Annotated in this window: 23 protein-coding genes and 1 other RNA gene; 14 read left to right on the top strand and 10 right to left on the bottom strand. The window is 58.7% G+C overall.

Features of this window, described 5'->3' with window-relative positions; all coding sequences use genetic code 11:
* Positions 1-66 precede the first annotated feature (66 nt).
* The gene (gene nhaA / locus AC0V6V_RS11740) at positions 67-1,290 is read left to right on the top strand and encodes a Na+/H+ antiporter NhaA (RefSeq protein WP_486165551.1); all 1,224 of its coding nucleotides are present in this window, start codon (positions 67-69) and stop codon (positions 1,288-1,290) included.
* Between the two features lie 88 nt (positions 1,291-1,378).
* On the opposite strand, the gene AC0V6V_RS11735 is transcribed toward nhaA, so the two are convergent.
* Positions 1,379-1,816: a VOC family protein gene (locus AC0V6V_RS11735; RefSeq protein WP_486165550.1), complete on the bottom strand. Its 438-nt coding sequence runs from the start codon at positions 1,814-1,816 to the stop codon at positions 1,379-1,381.
* A gap of 193 nt (positions 1,817-2,009) precedes the next feature.
* On the opposite strand from AC0V6V_RS11735, the gene AC0V6V_RS11730 reads away from it, so the two are divergent.
* A complete protein-coding gene (locus AC0V6V_RS11730; protein WP_486166092.1) occupies positions 2,010-2,660 on the top strand; it encodes an SIMPL domain-containing protein in 651 nt (216 codons plus the stop codon).
* Between the two features lie 153 nt (positions 2,661-2,813).
* Here AC0V6V_RS11730 and AC0V6V_RS11725 read toward each other — a convergent pair whose 3' ends face one another.
* Positions 2,814-3,674, bottom strand: coding sequence for a TorF family putative porin (locus AC0V6V_RS11725; RefSeq protein WP_486165549.1), 861 nt, complete (start codon positions 3,672-3,674; stop codon positions 2,814-2,816).
* 272 nt (positions 3,675-3,946) lie between these two features.
* On the opposite strand from AC0V6V_RS11725, the gene AC0V6V_RS11720 reads away from it, so the two are divergent.
* The 4 genes from AC0V6V_RS11720 (at position 3,947) to AC0V6V_RS11705 (ending at position 11,340) form a co-directional block, all read left to right on the top strand.
* Positions 3,947-4,750, top strand: coding sequence for a metallophosphoesterase family protein (locus AC0V6V_RS11720; protein ID WP_486165548.1), 804 nt, complete (start codon positions 3,947-3,949; stop codon positions 4,748-4,750).
* Positions 4,747-6,057 carry a UDP-glucose dehydrogenase family protein gene (locus AC0V6V_RS11715; RefSeq protein WP_486166340.1) on the top strand — a complete coding sequence of 437 codons (1,311 nt, stop codon included), beginning with the start codon at positions 4,747-4,749 and terminating at the stop codon, positions 6,055-6,057. The genes AC0V6V_RS11720 and AC0V6V_RS11715 overlap by 4 nt, the downstream gene beginning before the upstream one ends.
* Positions 6,058-6,267: 210 nt before the next feature.
* Positions 6,268-9,669 carry an autotransporter domain-containing protein gene (locus AC0V6V_RS11710; protein WP_486165546.1) on the top strand — a complete coding sequence of 1,134 codons (3,402 nt, stop codon included), beginning with the start codon at positions 6,268-6,270 and terminating at the stop codon, positions 9,667-9,669.
* A 177-nt stretch (positions 9,670-9,846) separates the two neighbouring features.
* Positions 9,847-11,340, top strand: a complete 1,494-nt coding sequence (locus tag AC0V6V_RS11705; protein WP_486165545.1) for an FMN-binding glutamate synthase family protein — start codon at positions 9,847-9,849, stop codon at positions 11,338-11,340.
* 343 nt (positions 11,341-11,683) lie between these two features.
* Here AC0V6V_RS11705 and AC0V6V_RS11700 read toward each other — a convergent pair whose 3' ends face one another.
* From AC0V6V_RS11700 to AC0V6V_RS11675, 6 genes are all read right to left on the bottom strand, one after another.
* Complete coding sequence (locus AC0V6V_RS11700; protein WP_486165544.1) at positions 11,684-12,388, bottom strand: hypothetical protein; 705 nt, start codon at positions 12,386-12,388, stop codon at positions 11,684-11,686.
* A gap of 709 nt (positions 12,389-13,097) precedes the next feature.
* Positions 13,098-13,544: RNase P RNA component class A (gene rnpB, locus AC0V6V_RS11695), an RNA gene on the bottom strand.
* Between the two features lie 96 nt (positions 13,545-13,640).
* The gene (aqpZ, locus tag AC0V6V_RS11690; RefSeq protein WP_486165543.1) at positions 13,641-14,378 is read right to left on the bottom strand and encodes an aquaporin Z; all 738 of its coding nucleotides are present in this window, start codon (positions 14,376-14,378) and stop codon (positions 13,641-13,643) included.
* Between the two features lie 126 nt (positions 14,379-14,504).
* Positions 14,505-15,251: an N-acetylmuramoyl-L-alanine amidase gene (locus AC0V6V_RS11685; RefSeq protein ID WP_486165542.1), complete on the bottom strand. Its 747-nt coding sequence runs from the start codon at positions 15,249-15,251 to the stop codon at positions 14,505-14,507.
* Between the two features lie 4 nt (positions 15,252-15,255).
* Complete coding sequence (locus tag AC0V6V_RS11680) at positions 15,256-15,909, bottom strand: histidine phosphotransferase family protein (protein ID WP_486166339.1); 654 nt, start codon at positions 15,907-15,909, stop codon at positions 15,256-15,258.
* 9 nt (positions 15,910-15,918) lie between these two features.
* Positions 15,919-16,344, bottom strand: coding sequence for a M67 family metallopeptidase (locus AC0V6V_RS11675; protein WP_486165541.1), 426 nt, complete (start codon positions 16,342-16,344; stop codon positions 15,919-15,921).
* Positions 16,345-16,360: 16 nt separating this feature from the next.
* On the opposite strand from AC0V6V_RS11675, the gene AC0V6V_RS11670 reads away from it, so the two are divergent.
* The 3 genes from AC0V6V_RS11670 (at position 16,361) to AC0V6V_RS11660 (ending at position 19,170) form a co-directional block, all read left to right on the top strand.
* The gene (locus tag AC0V6V_RS11670) at positions 16,361-17,314 is read left to right on the top strand and encodes an RluA family pseudouridine synthase (RefSeq protein WP_486165540.1); all 954 of its coding nucleotides are present in this window, start codon (positions 16,361-16,363) and stop codon (positions 17,312-17,314) included.
* Between the two features lie 113 nt (positions 17,315-17,427).
* On the top strand, positions 17,428-18,330 hold the full coding sequence (gene rpoH, locus AC0V6V_RS11665; RefSeq protein WP_486165539.1) for an RNA polymerase sigma factor RpoH: 903 nt from the start codon (positions 17,428-17,430) through the stop codon (positions 18,328-18,330).
* A 249-nt stretch (positions 18,331-18,579) separates the two neighbouring features.
* On the top strand, positions 18,580-19,170 hold the full coding sequence (locus AC0V6V_RS11660; RefSeq protein WP_486165538.1) for a hypothetical protein: 591 nt from the start codon (positions 18,580-18,582) through the stop codon (positions 19,168-19,170).
* Positions 19,171-19,240: 70 nt separating this feature from the next.
* Here the strand turns inward: AC0V6V_RS11660 and AC0V6V_RS11655 are convergent, their stop codons facing one another.
* Entirely contained in the window at positions 19,241-20,575 is a 1,335-nt protein-coding gene (locus AC0V6V_RS11655; RefSeq protein ID WP_486165537.1) for a M20 metallopeptidase family protein, read from the bottom strand.
* Between the two features lie 111 nt (positions 20,576-20,686).
* On the opposite strand from AC0V6V_RS11655, the gene mtgA reads away from it, so the two are divergent.
* Genes mtgA through AC0V6V_RS11635 form a run of 4 tightly spaced genes read left to right on the top strand, consistent with a single transcriptional unit; the run spans position 20,687 to position 23,685 of the window.
* Positions 20,687-21,367 (top strand): monofunctional biosynthetic peptidoglycan transglycosylase, encoded by a 681-nt coding sequence (gene mtgA, locus AC0V6V_RS11650; RefSeq protein ID WP_486165536.1) that lies wholly within the window; start codon positions 20,687-20,689, stop codon positions 21,365-21,367.
* Between the two features lie 4 nt (positions 21,368-21,371).
* On the top strand, positions 21,372-22,325 hold the full coding sequence (locus tag AC0V6V_RS11645; protein WP_486165535.1) for a cation diffusion facilitator family transporter: 954 nt from the start codon (positions 21,372-21,374) through the stop codon (positions 22,323-22,325).
* Positions 22,325-22,906 (top strand): sigma-70 family RNA polymerase sigma factor, encoded by a 582-nt coding sequence (locus AC0V6V_RS11640; protein ID WP_486165534.1) that lies wholly within the window; start codon positions 22,325-22,327, stop codon positions 22,904-22,906. The genes AC0V6V_RS11645 and AC0V6V_RS11640 overlap by 1 nt, the downstream gene beginning before the upstream one ends.
* Positions 22,903-23,685 carry an anti-sigma factor gene (locus AC0V6V_RS11635; RefSeq protein WP_486165533.1) on the top strand — a complete coding sequence of 261 codons (783 nt, stop codon included), beginning with the start codon at positions 22,903-22,905 and terminating at the stop codon, positions 23,683-23,685. Before AC0V6V_RS11640 ends, AC0V6V_RS11635 begins: the two co-directional genes overlap by 4 nt.
* On the opposite strand, the gene AC0V6V_RS11630 is transcribed toward AC0V6V_RS11635, so the two are convergent.
* On the bottom strand, positions 23,682-24,944 hold the full coding sequence (locus tag AC0V6V_RS11630; RefSeq protein ID WP_486165532.1) for an acyltransferase family protein: 1,263 nt from the start codon (positions 24,942-24,944) through the stop codon (positions 23,682-23,684). The two genes, AC0V6V_RS11635 and AC0V6V_RS11630, sit on opposite strands and share 4 nt — an antisense overlap.
* A 293-nt stretch (positions 24,945-25,237) precedes the next feature.
* Between AC0V6V_RS11630 and AC0V6V_RS11625 the strand changes: the two genes are divergently transcribed.
* Entirely contained in the window at positions 25,238-25,810 is a 573-nt protein-coding gene (locus AC0V6V_RS11625) for a fasciclin domain-containing protein (protein WP_486166338.1), read from the top strand.
* The last annotated feature ends 84 nt before the right edge of the window (positions 25,811-25,894 follow it).

The following is a 25,894-nucleotide window of genomic DNA, read 5'->3' as shown; positions in this document are numbered from 1 at the left end:
AACAACGTATCGCTCTCGGTTAAGGCTTGCAACGGGAGAAAGTTTTCGAGAGGGGGTAGGATAACTATGGCCCAATCAAACTCCCCTTTACGCTCGGTATTCGCGCCAGTGCGCGCTCTGTTCGTTGGCGATGCCTCTGCCGGTATCTTGCTGATCCTCGTGGCGGCCGCTGCGATGCTGGCTGCGAACTCTCCTCTATCGGGCGAATATCGCGAGCTGTTCTACGGCGATCTCGCCTGGACCCCGATTGCCAAGCTCGATGATCTGCACCTTTGGATCAATGACGGACTGATGGCGATCTTCTTCTTCGTCGTCGGGCTAGAGGTGAAACGAGAACTCGTTGGCGGGCAATTATCAGATCCCGCCGCGCGCAGGCTGCCGATGGCAGCCGCTGCGGCCGGCATGGCCGTCCCTGCCCTCGTCTATATCGCGGTTTCCGGCGGCGGCGAATATGCCAGCGGCTGGGCCATTCCAGCGGCGACCGACATTGCTTTTGCAATGGGCGTGCTTGGCCTGCTCGGCAGCCGGGTGCCCGCATCGCTTCGCCTGTTCCTGCTGACGGTGGCCATCGTTGATGACATAGGCGCGGTGATGGTGATTGCGGTGTTCTACACGCCCACGATCAAGCTTGCTTGGCTGGTCGCTTCAATCGTTGTTTTCGGCCTGATGATTGCGCTCAACCGGATGAAGGTCAGCGTCTTTAGCCCCTACATCCTGCTTGCCCTGGTACTGTGGTACTGCGTGCTTAACACCGGGGTCCACGCGACCATCGCAGGTGTTCTGGCAGCGCTCACCATTCCGATGCACCGCAAAGACGGCAACTCCATGCTGGAGCGGCTTGAGCATGGCATGGCGCCTTGGAGCGCTTATCTCGTCGTTCCTGTATTTGGCTTTGCAAATGCCGGCGTCTCGTTTGAAGGCATGGGGATCGGCGCTTTGCTTGACCCGCTGCCCGTGGCAATCGCGGCGGGCCTCGTGGTTGGCAAACAATTGGGCATCTTCGCAACGATTGTCATCGCGGAAAAGACCGGCTTTGCCCAGCGACCCGAGGGCGCAAGCTGGGCCGAGGTGTGGGGCATATCGATCCTTTGCGGGATCGGCTTTACGATGAGCCTGTTCATTGGCGGGCTCGCCTTCCCAGACCAACCCATGTTCATCGAAGAGGCCAAGATCGGCATCCTCACCGGCTCGGCGATATCAGCGGTGCTCGGCTTTATCGTCCTGCGCTTGACCACAACCCACCCTGATGCCGACTGCGACGACCAGGGCAATCAGCCAACCAACGCGTAAAGCATCGCGGCTGAGCTGCACGAAACGGAGTTCCTGATTGGTGGACATGGACGCCGCCGTGTGTTGGCGACCATGCCCGATCAGAACCCTACCAGCTGCCGGTATTTTCCATGCTGGCCCACGGCTCTTGCGGTTCCAGATTGCCGTCCTGCAGCAATTCAATCGAAACACCGTCTGGTGACTTAACAAAGGCCATATGCCCATCGCGCGGCGGCCGGTTAATGACCACGCCTGCGTCCATCAGACGCTGGCATGTGTCATAGATGTTCTCCACCCGGTAGGCGAGATGGCCGAAATTGCGGCCATTGTCATAGGTCTCTGGCTCACTGCCATCTTCAGGCGGCCAATTGTAGGTCAGCTCAACCTCGGCAACGCCTTCCTGTCCCGGTGCAGCCAGAAAGATCAACGTGAAGCGGCCCGCCTCAACATCAAACCGGCGCACTTCCTCCAGCCCGATCAGTTTAAAGAAATCGACCGTGGTATCGGGATCGGTCACGCGGATCATGGAATGAAGATATTTGGTCATGATGGGCCTTTTCAGTTCAAACTCAGTTCATCGACAAATAAGCACAATTCATCGCATCAGTAAGGAGGATGCGATGACGGATACGGCGATGGATACGCAGCAAGAGATGGAGCGTGAAGGTGCAAGGCGCAAGAGCGGGATTGGAGCGACCACGACCCGCTGGTTCGGCACAGCCGCCATCGCAGCAATCGGCATGACATTGGGCGGATATCTGCTTGGCGATGGATTGCTGCGCGCAAAAGAAGCCGAACGGTCTGTGACGGTGCGCGGCTTGGCGGAGCGCGATGTTACCGCAGATCTCGCCACATGGACGATCTCTTACTCTGCCAGCGCGGCCAATCTTGCTGAGGCCCAAGGGAAGGTTCAGGGCGACACCCGCGCCATCGAGAGCTTCTTTAATGGGCTAGGTTTTCCGGCAGGCAGCCTGCAGCCGACCGGGGCCAATGTATCCAGTCATACCAATCGCGGCGTCACGACTTACACTGTGCGCCAACGGCTTGCGCTGAGAACTGACAATATCGAGCTGGCGCAAAAGGCGGTCGCTAATCAGTTTGATCTGGTTGGCGGCGGTGTGTTCCTGGAGGAAGGTTCTGGCATGAGCTACACCTTCACCAAATTGAACGACATCAAGCCAGAAATGGTGGCCGAGGCGACCCGCGATGCCCGCGCCTCTGCAGAACAATTTGCGCAAGATTCCGGCTCAGGCGTTGGCGCCATCAAAGATGCAACCCAAGGATATTTCTCAATCGAAGCACGCGATGGCGATGGCGGCGGATGGGGCAAAAGCGACAGCCCCTATAAAAAGGTCCGCGTGGTCACCACGGTCAACTTCTCGCTTGATTGAGCAGGCGCTTGGCCTGACCTGCTGGGCACGAAATCGGCGGAGCACTCGATCCGCCCAAAAAAGAAAAAGGCACGGGGACCATGCGCATAACCCCCGCGCCTTTTCTGCTCCACTCGCAAAAGTGGGTTGTGACCCGAAGGGTCGTAGATGTGATTAGATGCTGGCGCTCAATGTGAACACAACCGCATCATCGGTGAAGACGCCGCCTGGATCGATCAGGCCATCGCCCTCTACACCAACGTAGGAGATGCCGAAGCTGAGCGGTCCGTAAACAGCCGCTTCTGCGCCGATTGACCAGTCAAATGCCTTGCTGTCATTCGTGAATGTCAGGAAGCCATCGGTGTAGCCAAGGTGACCGGTCAGCGTGACCGGCGTATTTGGGATCCCGACGCCTACATCGCCATAGATGTAGAAGTTGTCAGTACCGCCGAGCGAATCCTGATCAGGTGCATAGGCAACGCCGACCGTTGTTTCAGCTGGGCCGAAGGTAAAGCCAAGCGAGCTGTAGAATTCGATGTAATCGAAATCACCAGCGCCGGCGTCTGGGTAGAGATAGGCAATTGCGCCCACATCTAGGCTGAGACCTTCAGTCAGATCCCCGCTCCAACCGCCATAGACGTCAACTTCGGTTGAACCATAACCAACCGTGTCTTCATCAAGCGAAGAGGCCCAAGTACCGGCGTAAATGCCGATATCGGTCGAAAGATCGACGCCGCCCTGAATGGCGATTTCGCCGCCGGACAGGTCAACACCGCGGAAGCGATATTCGCTGACCAAAGCGACATTGGCCGTCACTTCAAAACCAGCGTCGCCATCGGCATAGCTAGCTTTTGCAGCATCAACCGGTGCGCTTGCACGGTCAGTTTCGCTATCGATGACGGTGGCAATTTCGGATGTTGCCGGGGCTGGAGATTGTTCGCCAGCTTCGGTTTCATTAGCAAATGCTGGAGCTGCAGAAATGAGCAAACCAGCGGATAGAGTTGCGGCGGAGAGGCCGCGAATGGACGTGAGCATTACAACTTCCTTATGTTGTGTTGTTGCTTCGTCCCACCTGCGCCATCAGTGGTTACCAACTTATTTACGGTAATCTCATCTGAGTACGAATTTTTCTTGCCGAGAAATGCCGCGCGGCACAAGAGAAATTGCGCAAGTGCCCGTAAACAGCAGCAAGTGTGTGGATTTTGCACCACCCGAAAAGTGAGCGCTCGATCAGTTGCCGTTAAGCCCACACTTGCCTAAAGCGCACCGACGCCCACCTACCGGCTCAACCGCATTCTAATTGCACCATGATCAAAACGCTTCGCAAACTCTTCCAATCGCGGCCTGACGCGCCTTTGCCAGCAGTTCCTGCGGGAACGCGTTATTATGCGATTGGCGATATTCATGGACGGCTCGATCTGTTCAAGGCGTTGATCAAGGCGATTGAGGCCGATGATGCAGAAGCAGGCGAGGCCGAGAGCCACGTTATCTTGCTAGGCGATCTGGTCGACCGGGGCGATGACAGCGCAGGGGTGATCGCGCGGGCTCGCAAATGGCAGCAGAAGCGATCTGTCCGCATTCTCGCAGGCAATCACGAGGAAATGTTTCTTGAAGCCTTCGATGATATCGACGTGCTACGCCATTTCCTAAAACATGGCGGGCGCGAGACGATCCTGAGCTACGACATCACGCCGAAAAAATTCAACGCGATGTCGCTTGAGGAACTGTTCGAGGCACTGCAAAAGATAGTCCCCGCTGAGGAGCGCGCCTACGTCGAAGAGTTTGAAGAAATGATCATCGCGGGCGATTATCTATTCGTCCACGCTGGCATTGACCCCGCGCGCCCAATCGATGAGCAAAAGCGCAGCGACATGTTGTGGATCAGAGATCGGTTTTTGCGGCACCAAGGCGGCTTTGGAAAAGTCATCGTACACGGCCACACCATCTTCCCTAACGTCATGGACAACGGGCACCGGATCGGTGTCGACACTGGCGCCTTCCGCTCGGGCGTGCTCACGGCACTGGTGCTTGAAGGCACCGAGAGAAGAATTCTGCAAGCTGTTGATGATAACGGCACGATTAAGACATTCAACGAGGAACAAGTGCGATGAAAATTGCCATGGTTGGGTCGGGCTATGTTGGCCTGGTATCGGGCGCATGCTTTGCGGATTTCGGCCACGAGGTCGTCTGCATCGACAAAGATGACAGCAAGATCGCTCGCCTCAAAGATGGCATCATGCCGATCTACGAACCCGGGCTTGATAGCCTGGTGGCGAGCAATGCCGCAGCTGGCCGCCTGTCCTTCACAACCGATTTGGCCGCTGGCATCGATGGCGCGCAGGCGATCTTTATCGCGGTCGGCACGCCAAGCCGCCGCGGCGATGGTCATGCAGACCTGACCTTCGTCTATGAGGTCGCCCGCGAAGTCGGCGAACACCTCGCAAATGAAGCGGTGATCGTCACTAAGTCTACCGTCCCGGTTGGCACCGGCGATGAAGTCGAGCGGATCATCAAAGACACCGGCACTGCGCACAAGTTCGCGGTAGTCTCCAACCCAGAATTCCTGCGTGAAGGCGCGGCTATTGGCGATTTCAAACGCCCCGACCGGATCGTGATTGGGGCTGAAGATGATCTCGGGCGCGAGATCATGCGCGAGGTTTACCGCCCACTGTTCCTCAACGAATTGCCCATCCTGTTTGTTGGTCGCCGCACCAGCGAGCTGATCAAATATGCCGCCAATGCGTTCCTCGCGACCAAGATCACCTTCATCAATGAAATGGCCGATCTTTGCGAGAAAGTAGGCGCCAATGTCCAGGACGTGGCGCGCGGCATCGGCATGGACAATCGCATTGGTGCCAAGTTCCTCAACGCTGGCCCTGGCTATGGCGGATCCTGCTTCCCCAAAGACACACTGGCGCTGCTCAAGACAGCCGAAGATTACGACAGCCCGACCCGAATTGTCGAAGCCGTGGTCAAAACCAATGAAAGCCGCAAGCGCGCAATGGGCCGAAAGGTGCTCGATGCACTGGGCGGAGCGGAAAACGCGCGCGGCAAGAAAGTCGCTATGCTTGGCCTGACATTCAAACCCAACACCGACGATATGCGCGATTCACCGGCAATCGCCATTGCCCAAACTTTGGGCGATGCCGGAGTTGAGGTCGCCGCCTTCGATCCAGAAGGGATGGAGATCGCCAGCCCTCTGATGCCGAATGTCATCATGTGCGAAGAGCCGTATGCGGCGATCAAGGACGCAGACGCCGTCGCCATTGTCACGGAATGGGACGCGTTTCGCGCGCTCGATCTGGGCCGGGTGAAGGATCTGGCCAGAGCGCCCGTGATTGTTGACCTGCGAAATATCTACAACCCGGATGATATGCGCATCGCTGGCTTTGACTACTCCAGCATCGGCCGAAATTAACCATACCTATCAATAAAAATTTGGAAAAATTTTCCGCCTGCGGAATCTGCTTAAAGCGACAGATTCTCGGGGCTTAGCGGCTGTGCGTCGCAAAATAATCACGCCTCACCGCCCTCCCGTTCAGCACTTATGCAGGTTTCGAGTCGTGTTCATGGTTAAAATATTGTAACTTCCGAGTCGTTGATAGAAACAACTTATTGGGGGTTTAATATGATTAAACGGCATGTTCTTTCCAGCGTGGGTGTGATCGGCATTGCAAGCGGGCTTTTAGCGGCGCCCGCCTATGCCTCTGAAAATAGTGGCGACAGCGAAGATATCGCAGCGGAAGCGCAAGGTGATTTCGCTGGTTTCCGAATTGAACAGAGCAGCACCTCGTTCGAAATCCCAGAAGTTGTCATTCCAGCGGCCTCTGCATCAATCGCGCGCACGTCGCGCTCGACTACTGGCTACATTGGTACGATTAGCGATCCTGAGCAGCGCATCCTGGTCCGCGACGACGTCGGCGTTGATTTTGGTGATCCCGACGATATTGCGCCCTACGCAGTGCACATTTTTCAGCAGCGTAACTCAGATGGCGGCGTGTTCTTCAACTGCACAGGCAGTGTGATCAACCCGCGTACGATCTTGACGGCGGCGCACTGCTTGAACGGTAGTGATGGTCCGATCGCCACCACGTCGTCGGAAACCTATGGCTTGCCCGACGCCGGGGCTGAAACCACAATCTTGATAGCAACAGGACAAAGCAGCGCGGACCGCCTTTTCACCTATCTTGGCGACGGGTCAGGCTATGCTGATGGTGGTGTCGCTTCCAGCACTGACGTGGTGATCCACCCAACTGGCAATCCAGACAATACGGGTCTCGGCTTTCCATGGGCTGATATTGCTTTGATCGCAGTCGACGCGCCAATTACTGATGTACCGTCCTTGCCTCTTCTGCTTACGCCGCTGACGGAACTGACGCACGTTGTACAAGTCGGCTACGGCACAAATGGTACCGGCCTCACTGGCGGTACAAACGCCGGCAACCGTTTCCTGCGCCGCGTAGGTGAGAACATGCTTGGCCTACTCGGCAGCACAGGTGACTTCATTGATGGCGTGTTTCCAGCATTTGCTCCATCAACGCAGGTACTGGGCTTTGAAAGCCAAGCCTATTACTGGACTGACTTCGATAATCCGGACCGCACACCAGAACAACAAGCTGGCTGCGTCTTCCCAGGAGATACCATCAGCTGCGACAGTCTAGAAGCTGTCTTAGCGATCGACTTCTTTGATGGCGATGCCCTCGCCGGCGAAGTAGGCACTGGCCCGGGCGATTCAGGTTCACCGCTGGTCGCTGACCAACTGGCAGAATTCCCGCTTGCAATCGGTGTTCTTTCGGGCGGCTTTGACTTCTTTGGGCTCGGCGGCACTTACAGCGACGTAAGTTTCTATAACCCGCTGTTCCCATTCTTCGAGTTCATCACTGAGAACACAGCCTATAAATATGTTTCCGCAAAGGCTGGGAATGGCACTTGGTCCGATCCAGATCACTGGACTCAGGATCTTGATCCGGGCTTCTTCATCCAGGATGCCGACGGCAACATCGTAAACGGCATCCCAGATGGTAACGAGCCGGGTATCACAGCTTCTGGTCCAAAACTTGGTACGGTTCTTGGCCAGGATATTTCTGGCAACTCCACCGATATCACTCCTGGCTTTGAAGAAATCGATATCTCGGTTCCTGAAAGCTCTGCGCTGCTTGGCCCAGGCTCAACCGGATTTGTGCCGAACAACACCGACGGCACTATCGGCGAGGCATTTGCCAACCCTGCGCAATATTTCGATGTCCTGCTGACCAATCGCGGTCGGACGCGTGTCGATATGGATGTCGAAATTGATCGTCTCACGGTTGATAATGATCGCGCCATATTCGTCTTACCTCGGCGTTTTGAGTTCACCAGCATCATCGGCGTAGAGCAGTTTAATGGTGAATCGCGCATCGACGGTACGCTCAACACAGGCCTTGTAACCTTGATGGGCGGTGAGTTCGTCGGTCGCGGCACCATCAACACCAACGCATTCTTCAATGTGAATGGTTTTGTAGGCCCTAATCGTCTCGGTCAAATTGGCACGCTGACCATCAATGGCGACTATGTTCAGACCAGTGGCGGCTTTTTGTTCGCCGATGTCGAATCAAACCGCGGTGTGATATCTGCTGACTTGCTCGACGTTTCCGGTGCTGCTGTCCTCGGCGGTAATCTAATCGTCTTCGGCGAGAATAATGTACCGCGCTTTGGCAGCACCTTCAGCGTTCTGAGCGCAGGTGAAATCGATGGCGAGTTTGACAACACGCTGCTGATTTCTGGTTCGCCATTGCTGACTGCGGAAAGCCGGGTCGAAGGCAACGAAGTGGTTGTTGAGATCGGTGCACTCAGCTTGTTTAGCCTGCTTGGACAGAACAGCTCGCTGGCCTCTCTCGGTTCAGCGCTTGATACGCTGCGCTTTGGCGGTCGCTTCGCTGAATTTGCGTCGATCTTCAATGTGATCGATAGCGCTAGTGCGGACACGCTTGGCGCATCGCTTGGCGCTTTGACACCGCTCAATGCGTTCAACCAGCAAACCATCGCAAACGGCTTCTCGCAGCGTTTCACCGGTCAAATCGCACAGCGCACTCTCGCGCTTCGCGGCGCGAACGGTGCAGCGGCAGGGTTCTCTGCAGCGGGCAATGCTGGGTTCGCAATGGGCGGTTCGGCTCCAAAACAAGACGGGCAGCTGGGCTTCTTCGGCTCCGTTAGCGGAACCTTCCTCAATGTAAGCAGCATTGACCGGTCAAGCGGTGCGACCGCCTTTGAAGAGGCTGCCTTTACCCAAGCAGGTGAACTCACCATCGGTGCAGATCTGCGGGTATCGGAGAACTTCAGTCTTGGTGTTGCGATGACCAACATTCGCAACAGCGCAGCTGGAATTGGCGCTTCACAGCCGAACGAAGACGAAAGCCGCTCGGCCGCCGTCTATGCCGCGTATCAAGCGGGCAATGGCTTTGCCGACATGTACTTCGGTTTCGCCAATCAGAACTACGGCACAGAGCGCGCAGGCGCCGCAGGCTTCAGTTCATCGTTCAGCAGCGCGCTTGGCCAGGCCGATGGCGAGCAGAGCTTCGCCGGGGTTCGCCTCGGTTACGCTTTCGACATCGCTAAAGGCTTTGAAGTTGGTCCAGTTGTGAGCATGGATTATGTTCGCAACCAGATCGGTGGCTACTCAGAGTACGGCGCTGGCAACCTTGGGCTTGACGTCCAAGGCCGTGATTTCACCTCGCTCGGCACGAAGGTCGGCCTGATGTCATCGCTTGACCTTGATGTTGGACGCACTGGCAAGATCACGGCCTTTGGCTCGGTCGCCTATGCCCGCGAATTGGCTGACAATGTCGACACGGTCACGGCCAGCTTCCTCGGCGCACCTGATGCCGCATTCCAGATCAGCAATGAGCTCGATCCAGAATGGGTATCGGTCAACGTCGGTGCTGAAATGGCTCTGTCCAGCCGCGTGAAGGCTGGCCTCTCGGTCACGTCCGACCTTGGCCGCGGTGTCCTCACCAACAACCAAGGGCGCTTCTCGGTGAACTGGAAGTTCTAAGCTAGAAACTCCTAACGTAAACAAAGGCCGGGTTCCCGATAAGGGCGCCCGGCCTTTTTGCGTCTGGACACCAATATCTAGGCGCCGCCGGTCGCGCCTCACCTTGCCCAATACCTTGCAAGTTGTACTATCCCACAAATCGGCATCCGGCGGCGGATAGCCTCTTGGGAGAACACGATGATCGACACACTCGGCTGGCTGAGCACACTCTTCATTTTCGTGGTCGGTTTGATCCTGGCAGGCATCGTCGTCCTGTTCTTCATCGACCGTTTCCAAACCGCCGATGCCGTGCGCCGCAACTACCCGGTCATTGGCCGGCTGCGCTACGTCTTCTCCGAACTGGGCGAGTTCTTCCGCCAGTACTTCTTCGCGATGGACCGCGAGGAGATGCCATTTAACCGGGCTCAGCGCGATTGGGTGTACGATGCTGCGGGCGCCAAATCGACCAATGTCGCCTTCGGATCGACCCGCAATCTCGACCCCGTCGGCACGCCGATCTTCGTCAATTGCCCTTGGCCCACGCTGGAGCGGGAAGCAGTCGAGGCAGGCTCTCTCGTCATTGGCGAAGGTGCGGCGCGCATCCCCTATGATGCACCCTCGGTCTTCAACATCTCCGGCATGAGCTACGGCGCGCTGTCCACCCCGGCGGTGCGCGCGCTGTCGAACGGCGCGGCCAAGGCCGGATGCTGGATGAACACCGGCGAAGGCGGCCTCTCGCCCTATCACCTCGAAGGCGGCTGCGATGTCGTCTTCCAGATCGGCACCGCGAAGTACGGCGTGCGTGACAAGGACGGGAACCTGTCGGAAGAGAAGCTGCGCGAGGTCGCCGCGCATGAGCAGGTGCGCATGTTCGAGCTCAAGCTCTCGCAAGGCGCAAAGCCTGGCAAAGGCGGCATTCTGCCCGCCGCCAAGGTCAATGAGGAGATCGCCGCCATCCGCGGGATTGAGCCGCACACCGCCTCCATCTCGCCCAACCGCCATCCCGATATCGGCAACATCGACGAGCTGCTCGACATGATCGCCCATATTCGCGAGGTCACGGGCAAGCCGGTCGGCTTCAAGACTGTCGTCGGCGCATACGGCTGGCTCGATCAGCTGTTCGAGGCGATCAATGCACGAGGGATAGCGAGCGCGCCTGACTTCATCACCGTCGATAGCGGCGATGGCGGCACCGGCGCTGCGCCCCTGCCGCTCATCGACAACGTTGGGCTGACCCTGCGCGAGAGCCTGCCTATGATGGTCGACCTGCGCGACAAGCACGGGCTGAAGGACCGCATCCGCATCGTCGCCAGCGGCAAGCTGGTGACCCCCAGCGAGGTTGCCTGGGCGATGTGCGCGGGCGCGGACTTCGTGATTTCGGCGCGCGGCTTCATGTTTGCGCTCGGCTGTATTCAGGCGATGAAGTGCAACAAGAACACCTGCCCGACCGGCATCACCACCCACGATCCCAGCCTGCAGCGCGGGCTGGACCCGACCGACAAGGCTGTGCGCGTGGCCAACTTCGTCGAGCAGATGCGCAAAGAAGTGGGCGTAATCGCTCACAGCGTTGGGGTGCACGAGCCGCGCCAGATGCGCCGCTACCACGTGCGGATCGTGTGCGCCGATGGCCGCAGCAGGCCTCTGGACGAGCTGTACCCGCCGATGGCTGCCCCCAGCCAGGCCGCAGCCTAGCGCTCGGTTCATCGCTGCTGGAGCACGCTTGGAACGGCTGGAACACAGTACAGGGGTGAAAAAGCAATCGATCACAGAGGCGGCGATTGATCGGTCTAGTCGATTAGTGGGAGGTTGGTGTGCGGTGGGCAAAGGCATGCCCCCGCACTAGCGAGCGCGCGCTGAGTAGGAAAATCAGCGCGCCATCGTATACCCCGTGTCGTCACCCTGAACTTGGTTCAGGGTCCATCCTCAGGATAAACATCTGCGTTAACGCGCGGCGATGGATGCTGAAACGAGTTCAGCATGACGGGAGTGAAAGGTGCTAACTCGAGAAAATCGGAAAAAGACATCGCGATTCATTTCAAATGCCTTTCTTAAACGCAGCATCCGTAAGAGTGTTGTAAAGGGGCAAAGGAGTCCCGGAAGAAGGATATTCGCTGATTGGAAGATTCACTAGAGCCCCTCGCGTATTCCCTAACCACCCCAATCGCTCCTCAATACCCGTAGTCACCGGATCATCGGTAACCTGCACCGTGATCCGCTTGAGGGTAACGCCCTCGCCAAAGGTTGCCGGGAGATCATTGGGATCGACCCGCTCGATACTGGTTGGATCATCCAGATCACCAAAAGTCACCAGCATGGGATAGCCATCACGCCTGACCGTGCCGCCCCCGACAACCTTCACAAACGGCAGCTCCCGCTCTCGGCGATTGCGCAAGATTGCACGAATGGTCTGCTCTATCCCACCATCGCCGTGATATTGCGGCGCGAGTAGAAACAAGATGCCGCTGGCCCAATCTGTTTCGTTCTCCGATCTCAACAGCGCAAACAGGGTTCGCCCATCGGGCATGTCTATCGCGGCTGCTTCGCCTTTGGCACGGGCGCTAAAATACGAGACACCCGTTTTGGTCTCAACCCTGATGACACTCGATCCGGTTTTCACGCCATCCGGCGTCTCAACCTCGACCTTTAGACGGTAATGATAGGCAAGAGTGCTATCGCCAGCCGAGCAGCTGCCGAGGAGAACCGCTGACAGCATCACCCAAAACCCGAAAAAACCGCGCATCTTCATGGCTCCTATCATGGGGTGAGCATTAGAGCAGCTTTCTTACCGTTTCGTTTGGGTTTTTGCGCGTCGAACGTCACCCCAGCGAAAGGCATTCTCCTGAGCCTGTCGAAGGGCTGGGATCTCAAGCGGGCATGCGCCGCACCAGGAGGCCCTAGACCCCAGCTTTCGCTGGGGTGACGGATGGCCACAAAAACTCGTCATGCTGAATTCAGTTCAGCATCCATCGCCGGTTCCTTGCCTTGTTCGCGGTGCGGGTGATGGACCCTGAAACAAGTTCAGGGTGACGTGGGTGAATGTGCAAGGCCCCTTGATTGATACGACCCGCCTCACTCGTCATCCCGGACTTGATCCGGGATAACACTCTCAGTCTCGTGCTGGTTGCGGATGTTATCCTGGAAGCGCAGCTGGCAGAAAGCCAACCGAGTTCAGGATGACGGTGGTGTTTTTTTTTGTTCCGCACATCATCCGATGTGCGATTTCCTCGCTCACGCGCCTTACAGGCGCATCGCTGCGGGCGGGCATGCGCCCTTGCGAGGCCGGCGGCCTCGAACCATTCCAAGCCAATTGCCTGGCTCCAGGCGCCTTAGCGCATTGTATCTTGCTTGGTCGCGGAGCACGGCGCGCAGCGCCGCAAGGGCGACTGCCCGCCCGCTGCGACCGAAGGGAGTGAGGAAATCGCACACCGGATGGTGTGCGCAAAACAAAAACGCCAGGGGGCCTCATAAGCCGGGTTCTGTCTCCGCGCGCGGTTTCCCCGAAAGGACCAGCCGCGCGGCGGCAACCATTCATCTGGGCTACGGATTGCTCCGCAGCTCAAGCAGCCAACCCGGGTCTCTCAGAGCGAAGCGCTCCTGCCGCAAAACGGCGCGAGACCCCTATTTGGCCTTGCTCCGGGTGGGGTTTGCCATGCGGGCCGTGTTACCAAGGCCCCGGTGCGCTTTTACCGCACCCTTTCACCCTTGCCTGTGACCTTTAGGGTCCATCGGCGGTATACTCTCTGTGGCACTTTCCCTGAACTTCCCCCGGATCAAATCCGGGGTCGCTCGGCGGGCGTTACCCGCCACCCTTGCTTCGTGGAGCCCGGACTTTCCTCGCACCTTCAAACCCGCTCATCCTGAGCGTGTCGAAGGAACGCGGCTGCCTTGGCCCCCTGACGAGTGGCGCTATAGAGAAGCGCGCTGAATAAACAAAGGGCCAGCTTTCCTGCGAAAGCCAGCCCTCTGGATGCAATGTTTGTGGAGGCTTGAGCTTATTCGCCCTCGCCGCCGACGTTCTCTAGGCTATCATCTGGCGAGATCAGGAATTTCCAGATCAATGCGCCAATCGCCGCGCCGACCAGCGGTGCGACCCAGAACAGCCACAGCTGACCCACAGCGCCGGTCTCTGCATAGAAGGCAACGCCGGTGGACCGCGCGGGGTTCACCGAGGTGTTGCTGACCGGGATAGAGATCAGGTGGATAAGCGTGAGGCCAAGGCCGATCGCAATCGGAGCGAAGCCAGCCGGTGCCCTTGGCGAGGTCGATCCCAGAATGATGATAAGGAACATCGCCGTCAAAACGACCTCTGCGATCAGCACGGCGTTCATGGAATAGCCGCCCGGTGACAGCTCACCATAGCCGTTCGAGGCAAAGCCGCCTGCGCCGCTCCAATCCGCTGCGCCGCTGGCGATGACAAACAGCATGCCCGAGGCAACGAATGCGCCCAACACTTGCGCTGCCCAATAGGGGACCAGTTCGCCCCAAGAGAAACGTCCGGCAACGGCCAAGCCGAGCGAGACAGCGGGGTTGAAATGGCCGCCTGAAATGCCGCCAACCGCGTAGGCCATGGTCATTACGGTCAGGCCAAAGGCCAGCGATACGCCGACGAAGCCGATCCCAAGCTGCACTGCTTCAGGCGTCAGGAAAAGTGCAGCGAGCACCGCTGAACCGCAGCCTCCGAACACCAGCCAGAACGTGCCGAAAAATTCGGCGAATAGTTTTCTTGTCATTATTGATCCCTCCGTCTCATTCTCGACGACCAAAACCGTCTGTGAGGCACCTTTAACGCAGAATTCACCATAGCGCTGGGCTAAGTTGTAAAATTACATTTCGGCGCGCGTTTGCGGTGGTCCGCGTTAGCGCGAGATCCCCCGATCCCGGTCGAGCAGCAATTGAAACAGGATTGCGCCGATTTGTCCATCAATGACGCCGTCGATCAGCTCTGGCCGCCAGCGGCGCTGGAACGCCTCAACCGCCTTAATACCGTCGGTAATGTCATAGCCATAGCGTTCCAGAGCAAGGTAGAACGCGCCGTCATTGTCAAACGGATCGCCCAGCTCCAGCTTGTCTGGCTTGGCCAGGGTGAGGCCATAACGTGCGATCCGATCCCACGGAAACAGCTCGCCCGGATCGATCTTGCGCGCGGGCGCGACATCGGAATGGCCGATCACATTGGCGCGCGGGATGTCATATTGCTTCACGATCCGCGCCATCAACGGGACGAGCGCCTCAATCTGAGCCTCGGAAAACTCGCGGTAGCCAAGGCCGTGGCCCGGATGGTCAAGCTCAATCCCGATGCTGGCAGAGTTCACATCGGTCTCGCCCCGCCAATAGCTCTTGCCCGCGTGCCAGGCGCGCTTTTCCTCTGGCACCAACCGGGTGACCACGCCGCCTTCGCTGATCAGATAATGCGCGCTGACGCCCGCCTCTTCATCGCACAGGCGCTCTATCGCGGCCTCGGCGCTTTCCATTTCGGTGTAGTGGACGACCAGCATATTGATCGCCGTCTTGCGCTCGTTGAAATTGGGGGAGAGCCGCTCTGCATGAACCAGCTCATCGCCAGTGCCCGAAGTCGGTTTTGGCCCCTGCCCCGGCCCGCCCATACGCTTAGCCGATCATCCCGGCAGGCTGAGGCATAACCGCGCCCATCACCAGAGCATTGTCATCCAGCTTATATTGCAGACCGCCGCCGTTTTCTTCCGCCAGCATCGCAATCATATGCGCCGCCGCCGTGCGGCTGGAGAGTTCCGCCGGTTTCAATTCGCCTTGCAATGCGCTGCCGATATTCTCGTCAAACGCAATCCGATTGCCGTTTGCGCGGACCACGATCTCGACATTGCCCTCGTGCAGTTCTGCGCCAATATCCATCGTGCCCCCGCGGATCAGCGCATCGAGCGCAATGTGCGCCAGGTTCAGCATCACTTTCACCGCAGGCTTAGGCAGCGTTTTCTCGGTGATGGCCCAATTGAGCTTTACCTCTTTGGCGTCAGCGGCGAGCGCCGAGATCACATCATGCGCTTCTTCGACTGGCACAGCCTCGCCAAATCCGCCCGCTGCGCCGAATGCGAGGCGGAAGAATTTGAGCTTGTCCGTGCTGATCTTGGCGCTTTGCTCCAGCAGCTCGACCACCTTCTCGCGCATTTCGGGGTCTTGCTCTTCAGCGAGCAGTTCCAGCCCATTGGCGAGCGCGCCCACAGGAGAGAGCATATCGTGGCATAGACGCGAGCACAGCAGGCTCGCGAGGTCAGTTGGCGAAGTCATATGAGTGTCTTAGCCCTCCAAAGGCTGTCTGCAAAGCAATTCGAAGCCGCCTTCCACCGCGCGGTAAAGGCCGAGAGCCCGCCCTCCCTCGCTCAGGCCCGCTATGGCCCAGATCATTCCATCGCCCGCTGACATGGCGATGTCCGTCTCAGAGGGCTGCGCTGGCCCGGTCGGGTGCGAGTGGAAATAACCCAGGACCTCTGGCCCATCACCCGTGCGCGCGGCGCGGTGCGCGTCAATGAGCGCCTGCGGGTCAATCTCGAAATGGGTTTCCGGCGAAGGGTGGACATTGCGCGCTGGAATGAACCCGGTGATCTGTTCCGCGCCGTCTTGGACGCGATTGCCGGTCAGGATCGCGCATGCCTCCTGCGGATGCGCATCGCGGGCTGCGCGGGCCAGCGCGCTCACCACATCTCTTGTCACTGGGATCGCCATCGCGCATGGCCCTAGCATGAGCGGCGACAAAGTCATCACCGGTACAATTACGAGCGCGGCGCGGCTCGACAAAGCGCTGGCCGAGGCCACCGAGCTGTCGCGTGCGCGGTTGCAGGCTTTGATTTCGGATGGCCGGGTTACATTAGGTTCTGCGCCGGCCACCTCTCCTAGCGCAAAAGTGAAGGCCGGGGACGCATTCGCCATCCACGTCCCCGCCGCGATCGAGGCGGAGGCTCAGCCTCAGGATATTCCGATTGAGGTGGTGTTTGAGGACGAGCATCTGATCGTGGTCAACAAGCCCGCCGGAATGGTCGTCCACCCGGCGGCGGGCAATGCGGATGGCACGCTGGTCAATGCCCTGCTGCATCACTGCAAAGGCGAGCTCTCCGGCATTGGCGGCGTCGCGCGCCCTGGCATCGTCCACCGGATCGACAAGGACACTTCTGGCCTGCTGGTCGTCGCCAAATCCGATGCCGCGCATGAAGGCCTGGCCAAACAGTTTGCAGATCATTCGTTGCACCGCCGCTATATCGCGGTTTGCGCGGGCCATCCGGCGGCAAAAGAGGGCAAAATTGACGAGCGAATCGGGCGCTCAGATGCCAATCGCAAGAAAATGGCTGTGCTGGAAAAGAATTCCTCACGCGGGAAACATGCGGTCACCCATTATATGGTGCTCGACCGGCTCGAATCGAGCGCAGTGATCGAATGCCGACTGGAAACCGGCCGGACCCACCAGGTCCGCGTTCACTGTGCATCAATTGGCCATCCTTTATTAGGAGACCCAACATACGGAAAGACGCCCAAGACGCTGAAATCCCTGCTCACTTCGCTAAAATTTGCGCGCCAAGCGCTGCACGCGGCGGAATTGGGCTTTCTCCACCCGATTTCGGGCGAAAAACTAAGGTTTCGTGCGGATTTACCGGAGGATATGCGGGAACTAATCGACGAACTGGGGCGTTTTAATCGATGAAAGTTGAAGCAAAACATATCCAATCAACGTATATGTAACCGAGTGACCCGGAAAAACGGATGCTCATCAGAGGTCCAACGCAACGGGTTGACGCAAGAAAGGTTAGGAAAACAGTGAGTAAGACGAAAAGTGCAGTCCCGGCCCTGAGCGGCGAGCAAAGCCTCAATCGCTACCTGTCCGAAATCAAGAAGTACCCGGTGCTAACCGCTGAGCAGGAATATATGCTCGCGAAGCGCTATCAAGAACATGAAGACCCCGAGGCAGCAGCTCAGCTGGTGTCGAGCCACCTGCGGCTCGTGGCGAAGATCGCCATGGGTTACCGCGGCTATGGCCTGCCGGTCAGTGACCTCATTTCAGAGGGCAATGTTGGCCTAATGCAGGGCGTCAAGAAATTTGAAGCCGATCGCGGCTTCCGCCTCGCGACCTACGCGATGTGGTGGATCAAGGCATCCATGCAGGAATTTATCCTGCGCAGCTGGTCGCTCGTAAAAATGGGCACGACCGCGGCTCAGAAGAAACTGTTCTTCAACCTTCGCCGGATGAAGAAGCAGCTTGAGGCGTATGAGGACACCGACCTGTCGCCAGAGGACGTGACCAAGATCGCAACCGATCTGGGCGTGCCAGAACAGGAAGTCATCAACATGAACCGCCGCATGATGATGGGCGGCGATGGCTCCCTCAACGTGCCGATGCGCAATGGTGAAGACGGCTCTGGCGAATGGCAGGATTGGCTGACCGATGATCGTCCCTTGCAGGATGAAATGGTTGCCGATGCTGAGGAAGCCAATGTGCGCCACGAAATGCTGCAAGAGGCGATGGAAAGCCTGAACGAGCGTGAGCAGCACATTCTGACCGAACGCCGCCTGACCGAGAAACCGCAGACGCTCGAAGAGCTGAGTCAAGTTTACGAAGTGTCGCGCGAGCGCATCCGCCAGATCGAAGTGCGCGCCTTTGAAAAGCTGCAAAAAGCAATGCAGCGGATCGCGGGCGAGCGTTTGCTGCCGGGCGTTGCGTAAGCGTTAGGTCTGATAAAACGAACACGAAAGGCGGTCCATTTCGGGCCGCCTTTTTTGTGTCCGCCTACCCGTCATCCCAGCGAACGCTGGGATCTCAGGCGCATGAAGTGCTGTGATTGCAGAAGCGGCGCTTCATCGCCCTGGATCCCGGATCAAGTCCGGGATGACGTTAGAGGGTTTGTTTCCAGCATTTTGTGTTGGGCTGCTGAAAAACTCGATGTAGGATCCCGCCGAACAGAGGGAATCTAAATGACGAAACGATCGATTTGGCGGGCATTGCTGGCGCTTTGTGTTGCGCTCGCACCCAGTGCTGCAATTGCGCAGTCGCAGGTCGAAAACCCCGAAGATCCCTATGTGCACAAAGCGGTAGGAATTGAATTTCCGCAGCAAGTTGGAGACTATGTTCGCGGCCGCGTCATCGAATACGACGAAAATGGGAGCGATGCGAGTATCGGATATCGATACATCGGTATGCCTTCAGAGCTTACTCTCTACGTCTATCCTTCGCGAGGAGAGACCTGCATCAGCCAGTTTGCACTTTCAAATGACGCCATCGCACAAAACACAGGCACAAACCCTTCCGCAACAGATGCTGAACTTTCATTTCCTGCCTTTGTCGATCTGGAGCAGTATCAAGCCCGCTATGAAATAGCTGCAAACGCCTATGGATTTGATCATCCTGAACTAACTTCATTCCTCTGGGTGGGCTGTCTGCCCGGCGATCAATGGATTGTGAAATATCGCGGGTCTATCCCACTCGAATTCGAGGGAAGAGCGGAAGCACTGGCAGAAGAGCTATTTGCCAGCATCGACTGGAGCCCGCTGGTGCCGGCGCAATGACGAGCACGCTGGCTCAACCGCTAAAATCTTGCTGAGCGCCTCTTAGTCGACGCCTCCCAAAGCCCCCGCCTCAACTCGCAGGCGCCAAATCCAGCACCGCTGAAATCATTGCCTGTGTGCCCAATGTGACGCTTTCTCTCGGCGCGACCTTGAACAGCGGGGAGTGGTGCGATGGCACTGCGGGGCCGCCGTTGTCTTCGGCATCGAACGCCGCCTGAGGGGTTCCGCCGACCGTGAAGTAATATCCCGGCACATCGAGTTCCTCGGTGACGAAATAGGCAAAGTCTTCTGCGCCCATGCCCTTCTGCTCCCACGGCTCAAACGTGTCTTCGCCAAGGTCGCGTTTCATCACCGCATTGAGGCGGCGCGCCAGCTCTGTGTCGTTATTGGTGACGGGAGTACCCTCGCTGACCTTCACCTCCACCGGCAGATCGTCCGGCAGGCCGTGCGTCTTGCCCATGCCAACGGCGATGCGCTCAATCGTCTCGAGCAATTGCGCGCGCGTTTCCTCGTCATTGGCGCGCACGGTCAATTGCAGCTCGGCGCGGTCAGAGATGATGTTGTGCTTGGAGCCTGCATGGAACGAGCCGACGGTGATCACGGCGGGCTTCAGCGGCTGAACCTCGCGGCTGACGATCGATTGCAGCGCGGTGACAATCTGCGATGCGATATAGACCGGGTCCTTGCCCCGGTGCGGGCTCGCGCCATGCGCGCCGACGCCCGGCACCAGAATATCGACCGAGTCCGCGCTGGAATATTGGATGCCTTCCGATGCCGATAGCTTGCCCGTGGCGAGGCCCGAATTCACGTGGAATGCCAGCGCATAGTCAGGCTTTCCAAACCGCTCGTACAAGCCATCGGCCAACATCGCCTTCGCCCCGCCAACGCGTTCTTCCGCGGGTTGAACGACGAACATGATCGTGCCGCTCCACTGGTCCTTCATCGCCATTAGGCGGCGCGCCGTGCCCACCATCGAGGTGATGTGCACATCATGGCCGCAGGCATGCATGACCGGATATTCCTGGCCGTCCTGGCCGATTTGCGTCGCGGTGGAGGCGTATTCGAGGCCGGATTTCTCCACCACTGGCAGACCGTCCATATCCGCCCGCAGCAAGATCAGCGGCCCATCGCCATTGCGCATCATTCCGACCACGCCCGTGCCGCCAACATTCTCCGTCACCTCGATCCCGACCGCGCGCAATTCCTCGGCCATGCGGGCCGCGGTCTTGCCTTCGAGGAAGGACAGCTCTGGGTTCTTGTGGAAATGAACGAACAGCGGCTCAAGATAGCTATCGTAATCCGCCTCAACCGCCTGCGCCAAATTGTGATTATCAGCGGCGGCAGGAACCGCAAACGCGGCGATCGCGAGCGTGACGGCAGAAGCGGCGGTGCGAAGCAAATGCATTGAATTGTCTCCCGGAAACCTGTTGGCGTCAGGTTCAAGCATGGCCCCGCCCAGATCGCAAGGCGTGCGTGATTGCGTCGCCAACAAAGAGCAATTAGATGCGATGCTGCTATGCGCCGCAGCCTTTCCTTTCTCTTACGCTTTACTGCCAAGTTTCTTGCGTGGTTTTTCGGGATATCGCTGGCGCTGATCGTGCTGTTCAAATTCGTGCCTGTGCCGATCACCGCGACCATGGTGATGGATGAAAACTCCGTCACCAAGGATTGGGAAAGCCTGGACAATATCGATCCCAATCTGGTCGCCGCCGTGATCGCGGCGGAGGACAGCAAGTTTTGCACGCACTCCGGCTTTGACACCGAGGCGATTGAAAAGGCGCTGGAATACAACGCCAAAGGCGGGCGGATACGCGGCGGCTCCACCATATCGCAGCAAACCGCCAAGAACGTGTTCCTATGGCAAGGCGGCGGATATTTCCGCAAAGGGCTGGAGGCGTACTTTGCCTTCGCGATTGAGAAAATCTGGGGCAAGCGGCGCATCATGGAGGTCTACCTCAATGTCGCGGAGACCGGGATTGGAACCTATGGCGCAGAGGCTGGGGCGCAGCGATATTTTGGTAAATCCGTCGCGCGCCTCGAACCGATTGAGGCCGCCCGCATGGCAGCCGCCCTGCCCCTGCCCAAGAAGCGCGCCGTCGTTGCGCCCAGCGGCTGGCTGGCCCGGCACGGGAATACGATCCGCGCCCGCATCAATGTCGTAAAGCGTGACGGGCTGGATGATTGCGTTTACGAATAACGCAATGGGGCAGGGAAATTCGCATAATCACGCACATGATCATGGCCATGATCGCGCGCACAGCCATGCACCGGGCCACTACGGCCACGGCCACAGCCACGCACCGGCAGATTTCGGCATGGCCTTTGCCATCGGCATCGCGCTCAATTCGATCTTTGTCGTTATTGAGGCGACATACGGCTTTCTATCAGGCTCGATGGCGCTGGTCGCGGATGCGGGCCACAATCTGTCCGATGTACTCGCGCTGATCCTCGCCTGGGTCGCCCATATCGCCTCGAAAAAGCCCGCTAGTGCGCGCTACACCTACGGATTCAAAAGCTCGACCATCCTCGCCGCGCTCGCCAATGCGCTGCTGCTGGCGATGGCGATTGGGGCGATCTTGTTTGAGACCGCGCACCGCTTGTTTGAACCGGCCCAGCCGCAAGGAATGGTGATGGTGGTGGTCGCCGGGATCGGCATTGTGATCAACACCGTCACCGCCCTGCTGTTCATGCACGGGAGCAAATCGGACCTCAATATCCACGGCGCATTCCTGCATATGGCGGCCGATGCGCTGGTCTCAATCGGCGTGGTAATCGCAGGAATTGCAATTATTTACAGCGGATCGGTGTGGATTGACCCACTTGTCACCCTTGTGATTGTTGGCGTAATCGCATGGGGAACATGGGGGCTGGCGAAGGACAGCCTCAAAATGGGCTTGCTCGCCGTGCCCGCTGGGATTGACGAAGCCGACGTGCGGCGTCATTTGGCAGAGCTTGATGGAGTGGACGAAGTGCACAACCTGCATATCTGGCCAATGTCGACGACCGAGACCGCGCTGACGGCGCATCTGGTCGCGCCTGGCGGATTTGACGAGGGTTTTCTGCGCGCGGTGAGCGGTCAGCTGGAGCAGAAATTCGGCATTAGCCACACCACAATCCAGATCCACCGCCAGCGCGATAACGCAGGCTGCTGCTGATGGCGGACGGTCACACACCGGCCAGCGCGGAGGCGCGCGAGGCCCTAAAAGCGGCGATGGCGCGGCTGGCTGAGGGTGACCGCAGCGCGCTCGAAGATATTTATCGCGCCACTCGGGTGAAACTGTTTGGGATTTGCTTGCGTATCTTAGGCGACAGGAAAGAAGCCGAGGACGCGTTGCAGGACGTCTATGTAAATCTATGGCAAAGGGCGGATCGTTATGATCCCACCCGCGCGAGCCCGATATCGTGGCTGGCGACCTTCGCGCGCAACCGCGCGATTGATCGCCTGCGCACGGGCAAGGTGCGCGGCGGCGCTGTGCCTGTGGAAGAGGCCGCTCCCCTGCCCGATCAGGCGCCATTGGCCGACAGCCTGTTGATCGATGCGGAGCAGACCGCACAAATTCACACCTGCCTGGAAGGGCTGGACGAAAACGCACGCGGCTACATTCGCGCGGCGTTCTTCGATGGAAAAACCTATGCGGAGCTGGCCGAGACGGCCGATGTTCCGCTGGGCACGATGAAAAGCTGGATCCGCCGCGGGCTGCAACGCCTGCGCGCTTGCCTGGAGGCGAGCGAATGAGCGACGAGAACAACATGGACCGCGACGATATCAAGCGCGATGATCCGATGCTGGCGGCAGAGTTTTCGCTCGGCCTGCTGGAAGGCGAGGAATTGCTTGCCGCGCGCGGCAAACTCGCCAGCGATCCTGACTTTGCCTGGCGCAAGGAATGGTGGGACAATTGGTTTGCCCCGTGGACCGACGAAATTTCCGGCGCAGAGCCGAGCGCGGATGTATGGGACGAAATTGAAGCTCGCGTCCGCGCCGCATCCAATGAGGAAGCATCGGGCCTAGACGGCGCCAATGTGGTCGAATTGCAGAGCAAGGTTCGCCGCTGGCAATGGGTCAGCGCATTCACCACGGCAGCGGCCGTCGCGGCGCTGGCATTGGTCGTTCTGCCCGCTGGCACGGAGACTATTCCAACGCCCGGCGCGACAGAGGCCCCGCAAATCGCGGCGGCTGATCCGCTGGTTGCGCAAGTGCCGATTGGCGACACCGGCCTGCGCCTCGATGTCACATACATGCCAGAGAGCGAGCGCATGCTCGTGGGCGCGATTGGCCTCACCGCAGACGGCGTGCACGATCATGAACTGTGGCTGGTGCCCGCCGATGGCAGCGCGCTGCAATCACTCGGCGTGGTGACGCCGGGCGAGGTTCGCAGTGTGACCCTGTCAGCGGACATCACTCAGAATATGGGCAGCGGCGTGGAGCTGGTGCTGACGCGCGAACCAATTGGCGGCAAGCCAGTGGATCAAGACGCTGGCCCCGTGGTTGCCCAGGGCGCTTTCACTCAAGTTTAGAGCGCAGGCTTTCCGCCCGCTTCGCTCATATCGCTGTTCGCGCGCTTAAAGCTGGGCAAGCTGAAGCTCTGCCAGAACCCGGGCGCTTTACGGATCGCGGCGACATCCGTCTTGCCGTTGAACAGCAGCCGCAGCAGCGCGAAACGGCGGATCATTGTCTCATGGATAAGGATCACTGTCGCCGCAGCTGCGACGGTCAACAGCGCCCATTCGAGCGCAATCGGCCAGTCGATCTGAGTGAACCCGCGTCCGTAAATATAGACCAGACAGTGGTGGAACAGATACATCGACAGCGCACTGTCCGCGAGCCAGCGGGTGCGCAGGCTGTCGGCCGAAAAATAGCGGTAGAAGAACTGGATGAGGAATAGCACCAAGGTCCAGATCGCCAATTGGCTTAGGAACAGCATCGCCATGCCGAGCGCAAAGCCTTGCTCTGGGTCTGAATAGGGCTGGAGGCCAAAGGCAAACGCCGCGGCAAGCGGCATCCAGGCGCGCCATGTGCGCAGCCGCTCAAGCAGGCTGGGCGAAAGCGCAGCGGCCACACCGAGTACGAAGAAGGGAAACTCGCTTATCAGCTTGTACCAGCTCTGAAAGCCGGGAAAGAGCAGATCATAAGCGCCAGGCACTTGGCTGGCGACTGCGAAATTAGCGGTGTTCGCCGCGCCGAGCGCGATCACGAACAGGGCAAAGGCCCAGCCGCTCTTCAGCCAGCCAGCGGCACGGTTCACCAGGCGCAGCGCTGCTGATCGGATCGCCGCATCTTTCGGGATCGCCGCCTGAACGACGGCCGATAGGATAAACATCGGCACCAAGCTGACGAGGAACCACAGGTGCAGCGACCATTCTCCGCTGGCCCAAATCTGCGCGAAACCGCCGCTGTCGATCCAGCGCATCAGGCCGCTCTCACCGGTCTTATCGTTCCAACGCAGGTAATGCTCCAGCATGTTGAACGACAGCGCGATCGCGATCAGCGGAATGACCGTGCGCATAAAGCGATTGCGCAGGAAGCCGCCCGGTGTGCGGCGCGCCAGCATCAGGACGGTGAAGAACCCGCCGACGAAGAAGAACGTCGGGGTGATCACCAGATGCAGGCCAAAGATCACCCAGTCGAAGAAGTCATGCCGCTGCGCATTGCTGGTGATCCACGGGCGCGCAGGCGCGTAAACCGTTGCCGCATGCAGCGCGACCGACAGGAACATCAGCACCGAACGCATGCCGTCGATGTCGTGATAATGCTGGGCTGGCTTCGAATGGGGCATCGAGGGTTATCGGTCCGTCGCTTGAAAGTGAGATCTGTGCAGGTCTGTCACACACCGCCTGCCGCCCGCTTGCAATCGCGCACAAGGACGCGTCCCAAATCGAGATGACGGCTCTCAAAACGTTAATTTTGCGCCCCTTAAGAACCCCATAAAGCCCGCAAAATTCCGACGTTTCAGTGCGTTTTTCGCACCCGCACCCAAAATTTTCTCATCCTTTCCGCATCCATCCCATCGGCTCTTGCGTAGCTCCCACCATGCAAGGACGGGAGGTCTTGCCGACAAGGAGAACCTTAATGTCTAAGACCCCGATGAGTTCAAAAGTTAAAGCCGCCGCATTCGCAGCGATCGCCGCGACCACCGGTCTGGCCCTGACCACGGCAGCACCAATCGCCGCCCACGATCACGCCGCTAAGAAAGAAGCCGCCAACATCGTTGGCACCGCTCAAGGCACCGGCGTCCACAACACTCTGGTCGCCGCTGTGCAAGCCGCTGGCTTGGTAGATACCCTGTCGAGCCCTGGCCCGCTGACCGTATTCGCCCCGACCGACGCAGGCTTTTCAAAGCTGCCCGAGGGCACCGTTGCGACGCTGGTGAAGCCGGAAAACAAGGATACGCTGACCGGCATTCTGACCTATCATGTGGTGGCAGGTAAAGTGACCGCCGGTGATCTGGTCAAGCTGATCAACAAGCACGGCGGCGAAGCGTCCATCGAAACCGTATCCGGCGGCAAGCTGACCGCGCGCCTCGACAACGGCACCGTTGTCATCACTGACGCAGCCGGTCGCTCAACAGCCGTGACAACCGCAGACGTTATGACCTCAAACGGCGTGATCCACGTGACCGACGGTGTGTTCCTCCCCGCATAAGAACACTCGCATCCCCCTTCGCGCTGCTGCGGAATTCCCCTTCCCTCCCACCCGCAGCAGCGCAAACCAAGAACCCCGCTTGGC

It is taken from the genome of Erythrobacter sp. S249 (assembly GCF_057364975.1).
Note: the sequence above shows the minus strand (reverse complement) of the source record. Positions and strands in the feature narration are given on the sequence as shown.

What these genes read in the sequence shown, in the direction of transcription:
- nhaA (WP_486165551.1), top strand. Translation starts at nt 67, where the DNA reads ATGGCCCAATCAAACTCCCCTTTACGCTCGGTATTCGCGCCAGTGCGC.
- AC0V6V_RS11735 (WP_486165550.1), bottom strand. Translation starts at nt 1,816, where the DNA reads ATGACCAAATATCTTCATTCCATGATCCGCGTGACCGATCCCGATACC.
- AC0V6V_RS11730 (WP_486166092.1), top strand. Translation starts at nt 2,010, where the DNA reads ATGACATTGGGCGGATATCTGCTTGGCGATGGATTGCTGCGCGCAAAA.
- AC0V6V_RS11725 (WP_486165549.1), bottom strand. Translation starts at nt 3,674, where the DNA reads ATGCTCACGTCCATTCGCGGCCTCTCCGCCGCAACTCTATCCGCTGGT.
- AC0V6V_RS11720 (WP_486165548.1), top strand. Translation starts at nt 3,947, where the DNA reads ATGATCAAAACGCTTCGCAAACTCTTCCAATCGCGGCCTGACGCGCCT.
- AC0V6V_RS11715 (WP_486166340.1), top strand. Translation starts at nt 4,747, where the DNA reads ATGAAAATTGCCATGGTTGGGTCGGGCTATGTTGGCCTGGTATCGGGC.
- AC0V6V_RS11710 (WP_486165546.1), top strand. Translation starts at nt 6,268, where the DNA reads ATGATTAAACGGCATGTTCTTTCCAGCGTGGGTGTGATCGGCATTGCA.
- AC0V6V_RS11705 (WP_486165545.1), top strand. Translation starts at nt 9,847, where the DNA reads ATGATCGACACACTCGGCTGGCTGAGCACACTCTTCATTTTCGTGGTC.
- AC0V6V_RS11700 (WP_486165544.1), bottom strand. Translation starts at nt 12,388, where the DNA reads ATGCGCGGTTTTTTCGGGTTTTGGGTGATGCTGTCAGCGGTTCTCCTC.
- aqpZ (WP_486165543.1), bottom strand. Translation starts at nt 14,378, where the DNA reads ATGACAAGAAAACTATTCGCCGAATTTTTCGGCACGTTCTGGCTGGTG.
- AC0V6V_RS11685 (WP_486165542.1), bottom strand. Translation starts at nt 15,251, where the DNA reads ATGGGCGGGCCGGGGCAGGGGCCAAAACCGACTTCGGGCACTGGCGAT.
- AC0V6V_RS11680 (WP_486166339.1), bottom strand. Translation starts at nt 15,909, where the DNA reads ATGACTTCGCCAACTGACCTCGCGAGCCTGCTGTGCTCGCGTCTATGC.
- AC0V6V_RS11675 (WP_486165541.1), bottom strand. Translation starts at nt 16,344, where the DNA reads ATGGCGATCCCAGTGACAAGAGATGTGGTGAGCGCGCTGGCCCGCGCA.
- AC0V6V_RS11670 (WP_486165540.1), top strand. Translation starts at nt 16,361, where the DNA reads ATGAGCGGCGACAAAGTCATCACCGGTACAATTACGAGCGCGGCGCGG.
- AC0V6V_RS11660 (WP_486165538.1), top strand. Translation starts at nt 18,580, where the DNA reads ATGACGAAACGATCGATTTGGCGGGCATTGCTGGCGCTTTGTGTTGCG.
- AC0V6V_RS11655 (WP_486165537.1), bottom strand. Translation starts at nt 20,575, where the DNA reads ATGCATTTGCTTCGCACCGCCGCTTCTGCCGTCACGCTCGCGATCGCC.
- mtgA (WP_486165536.1), top strand. Translation starts at nt 20,687, where the DNA reads ATGCGCCGCAGCCTTTCCTTTCTCTTACGCTTTACTGCCAAGTTTCTT.
- AC0V6V_RS11645 (WP_486165535.1), top strand. Translation starts at nt 21,372, where the DNA reads ATGGGGCAGGGAAATTCGCATAATCACGCACATGATCATGGCCATGAT.
- AC0V6V_RS11640 (WP_486165534.1), top strand. Translation starts at nt 22,325, where the DNA reads ATGGCGGACGGTCACACACCGGCCAGCGCGGAGGCGCGCGAGGCCCTA.
- AC0V6V_RS11635 (WP_486165533.1), top strand. Translation starts at nt 22,903, where the DNA reads ATGAGCGACGAGAACAACATGGACCGCGACGATATCAAGCGCGATGAT.
- AC0V6V_RS11630 (WP_486165532.1), bottom strand. Translation starts at nt 24,944, where the DNA reads ATGCCCCATTCGAAGCCAGCCCAGCATTATCACGACATCGACGGCATG.
- AC0V6V_RS11625 (WP_486166338.1), top strand. Translation starts at nt 25,238, where the DNA reads ATGTCTAAGACCCCGATGAGTTCAAAAGTTAAAGCCGCCGCATTCGCA.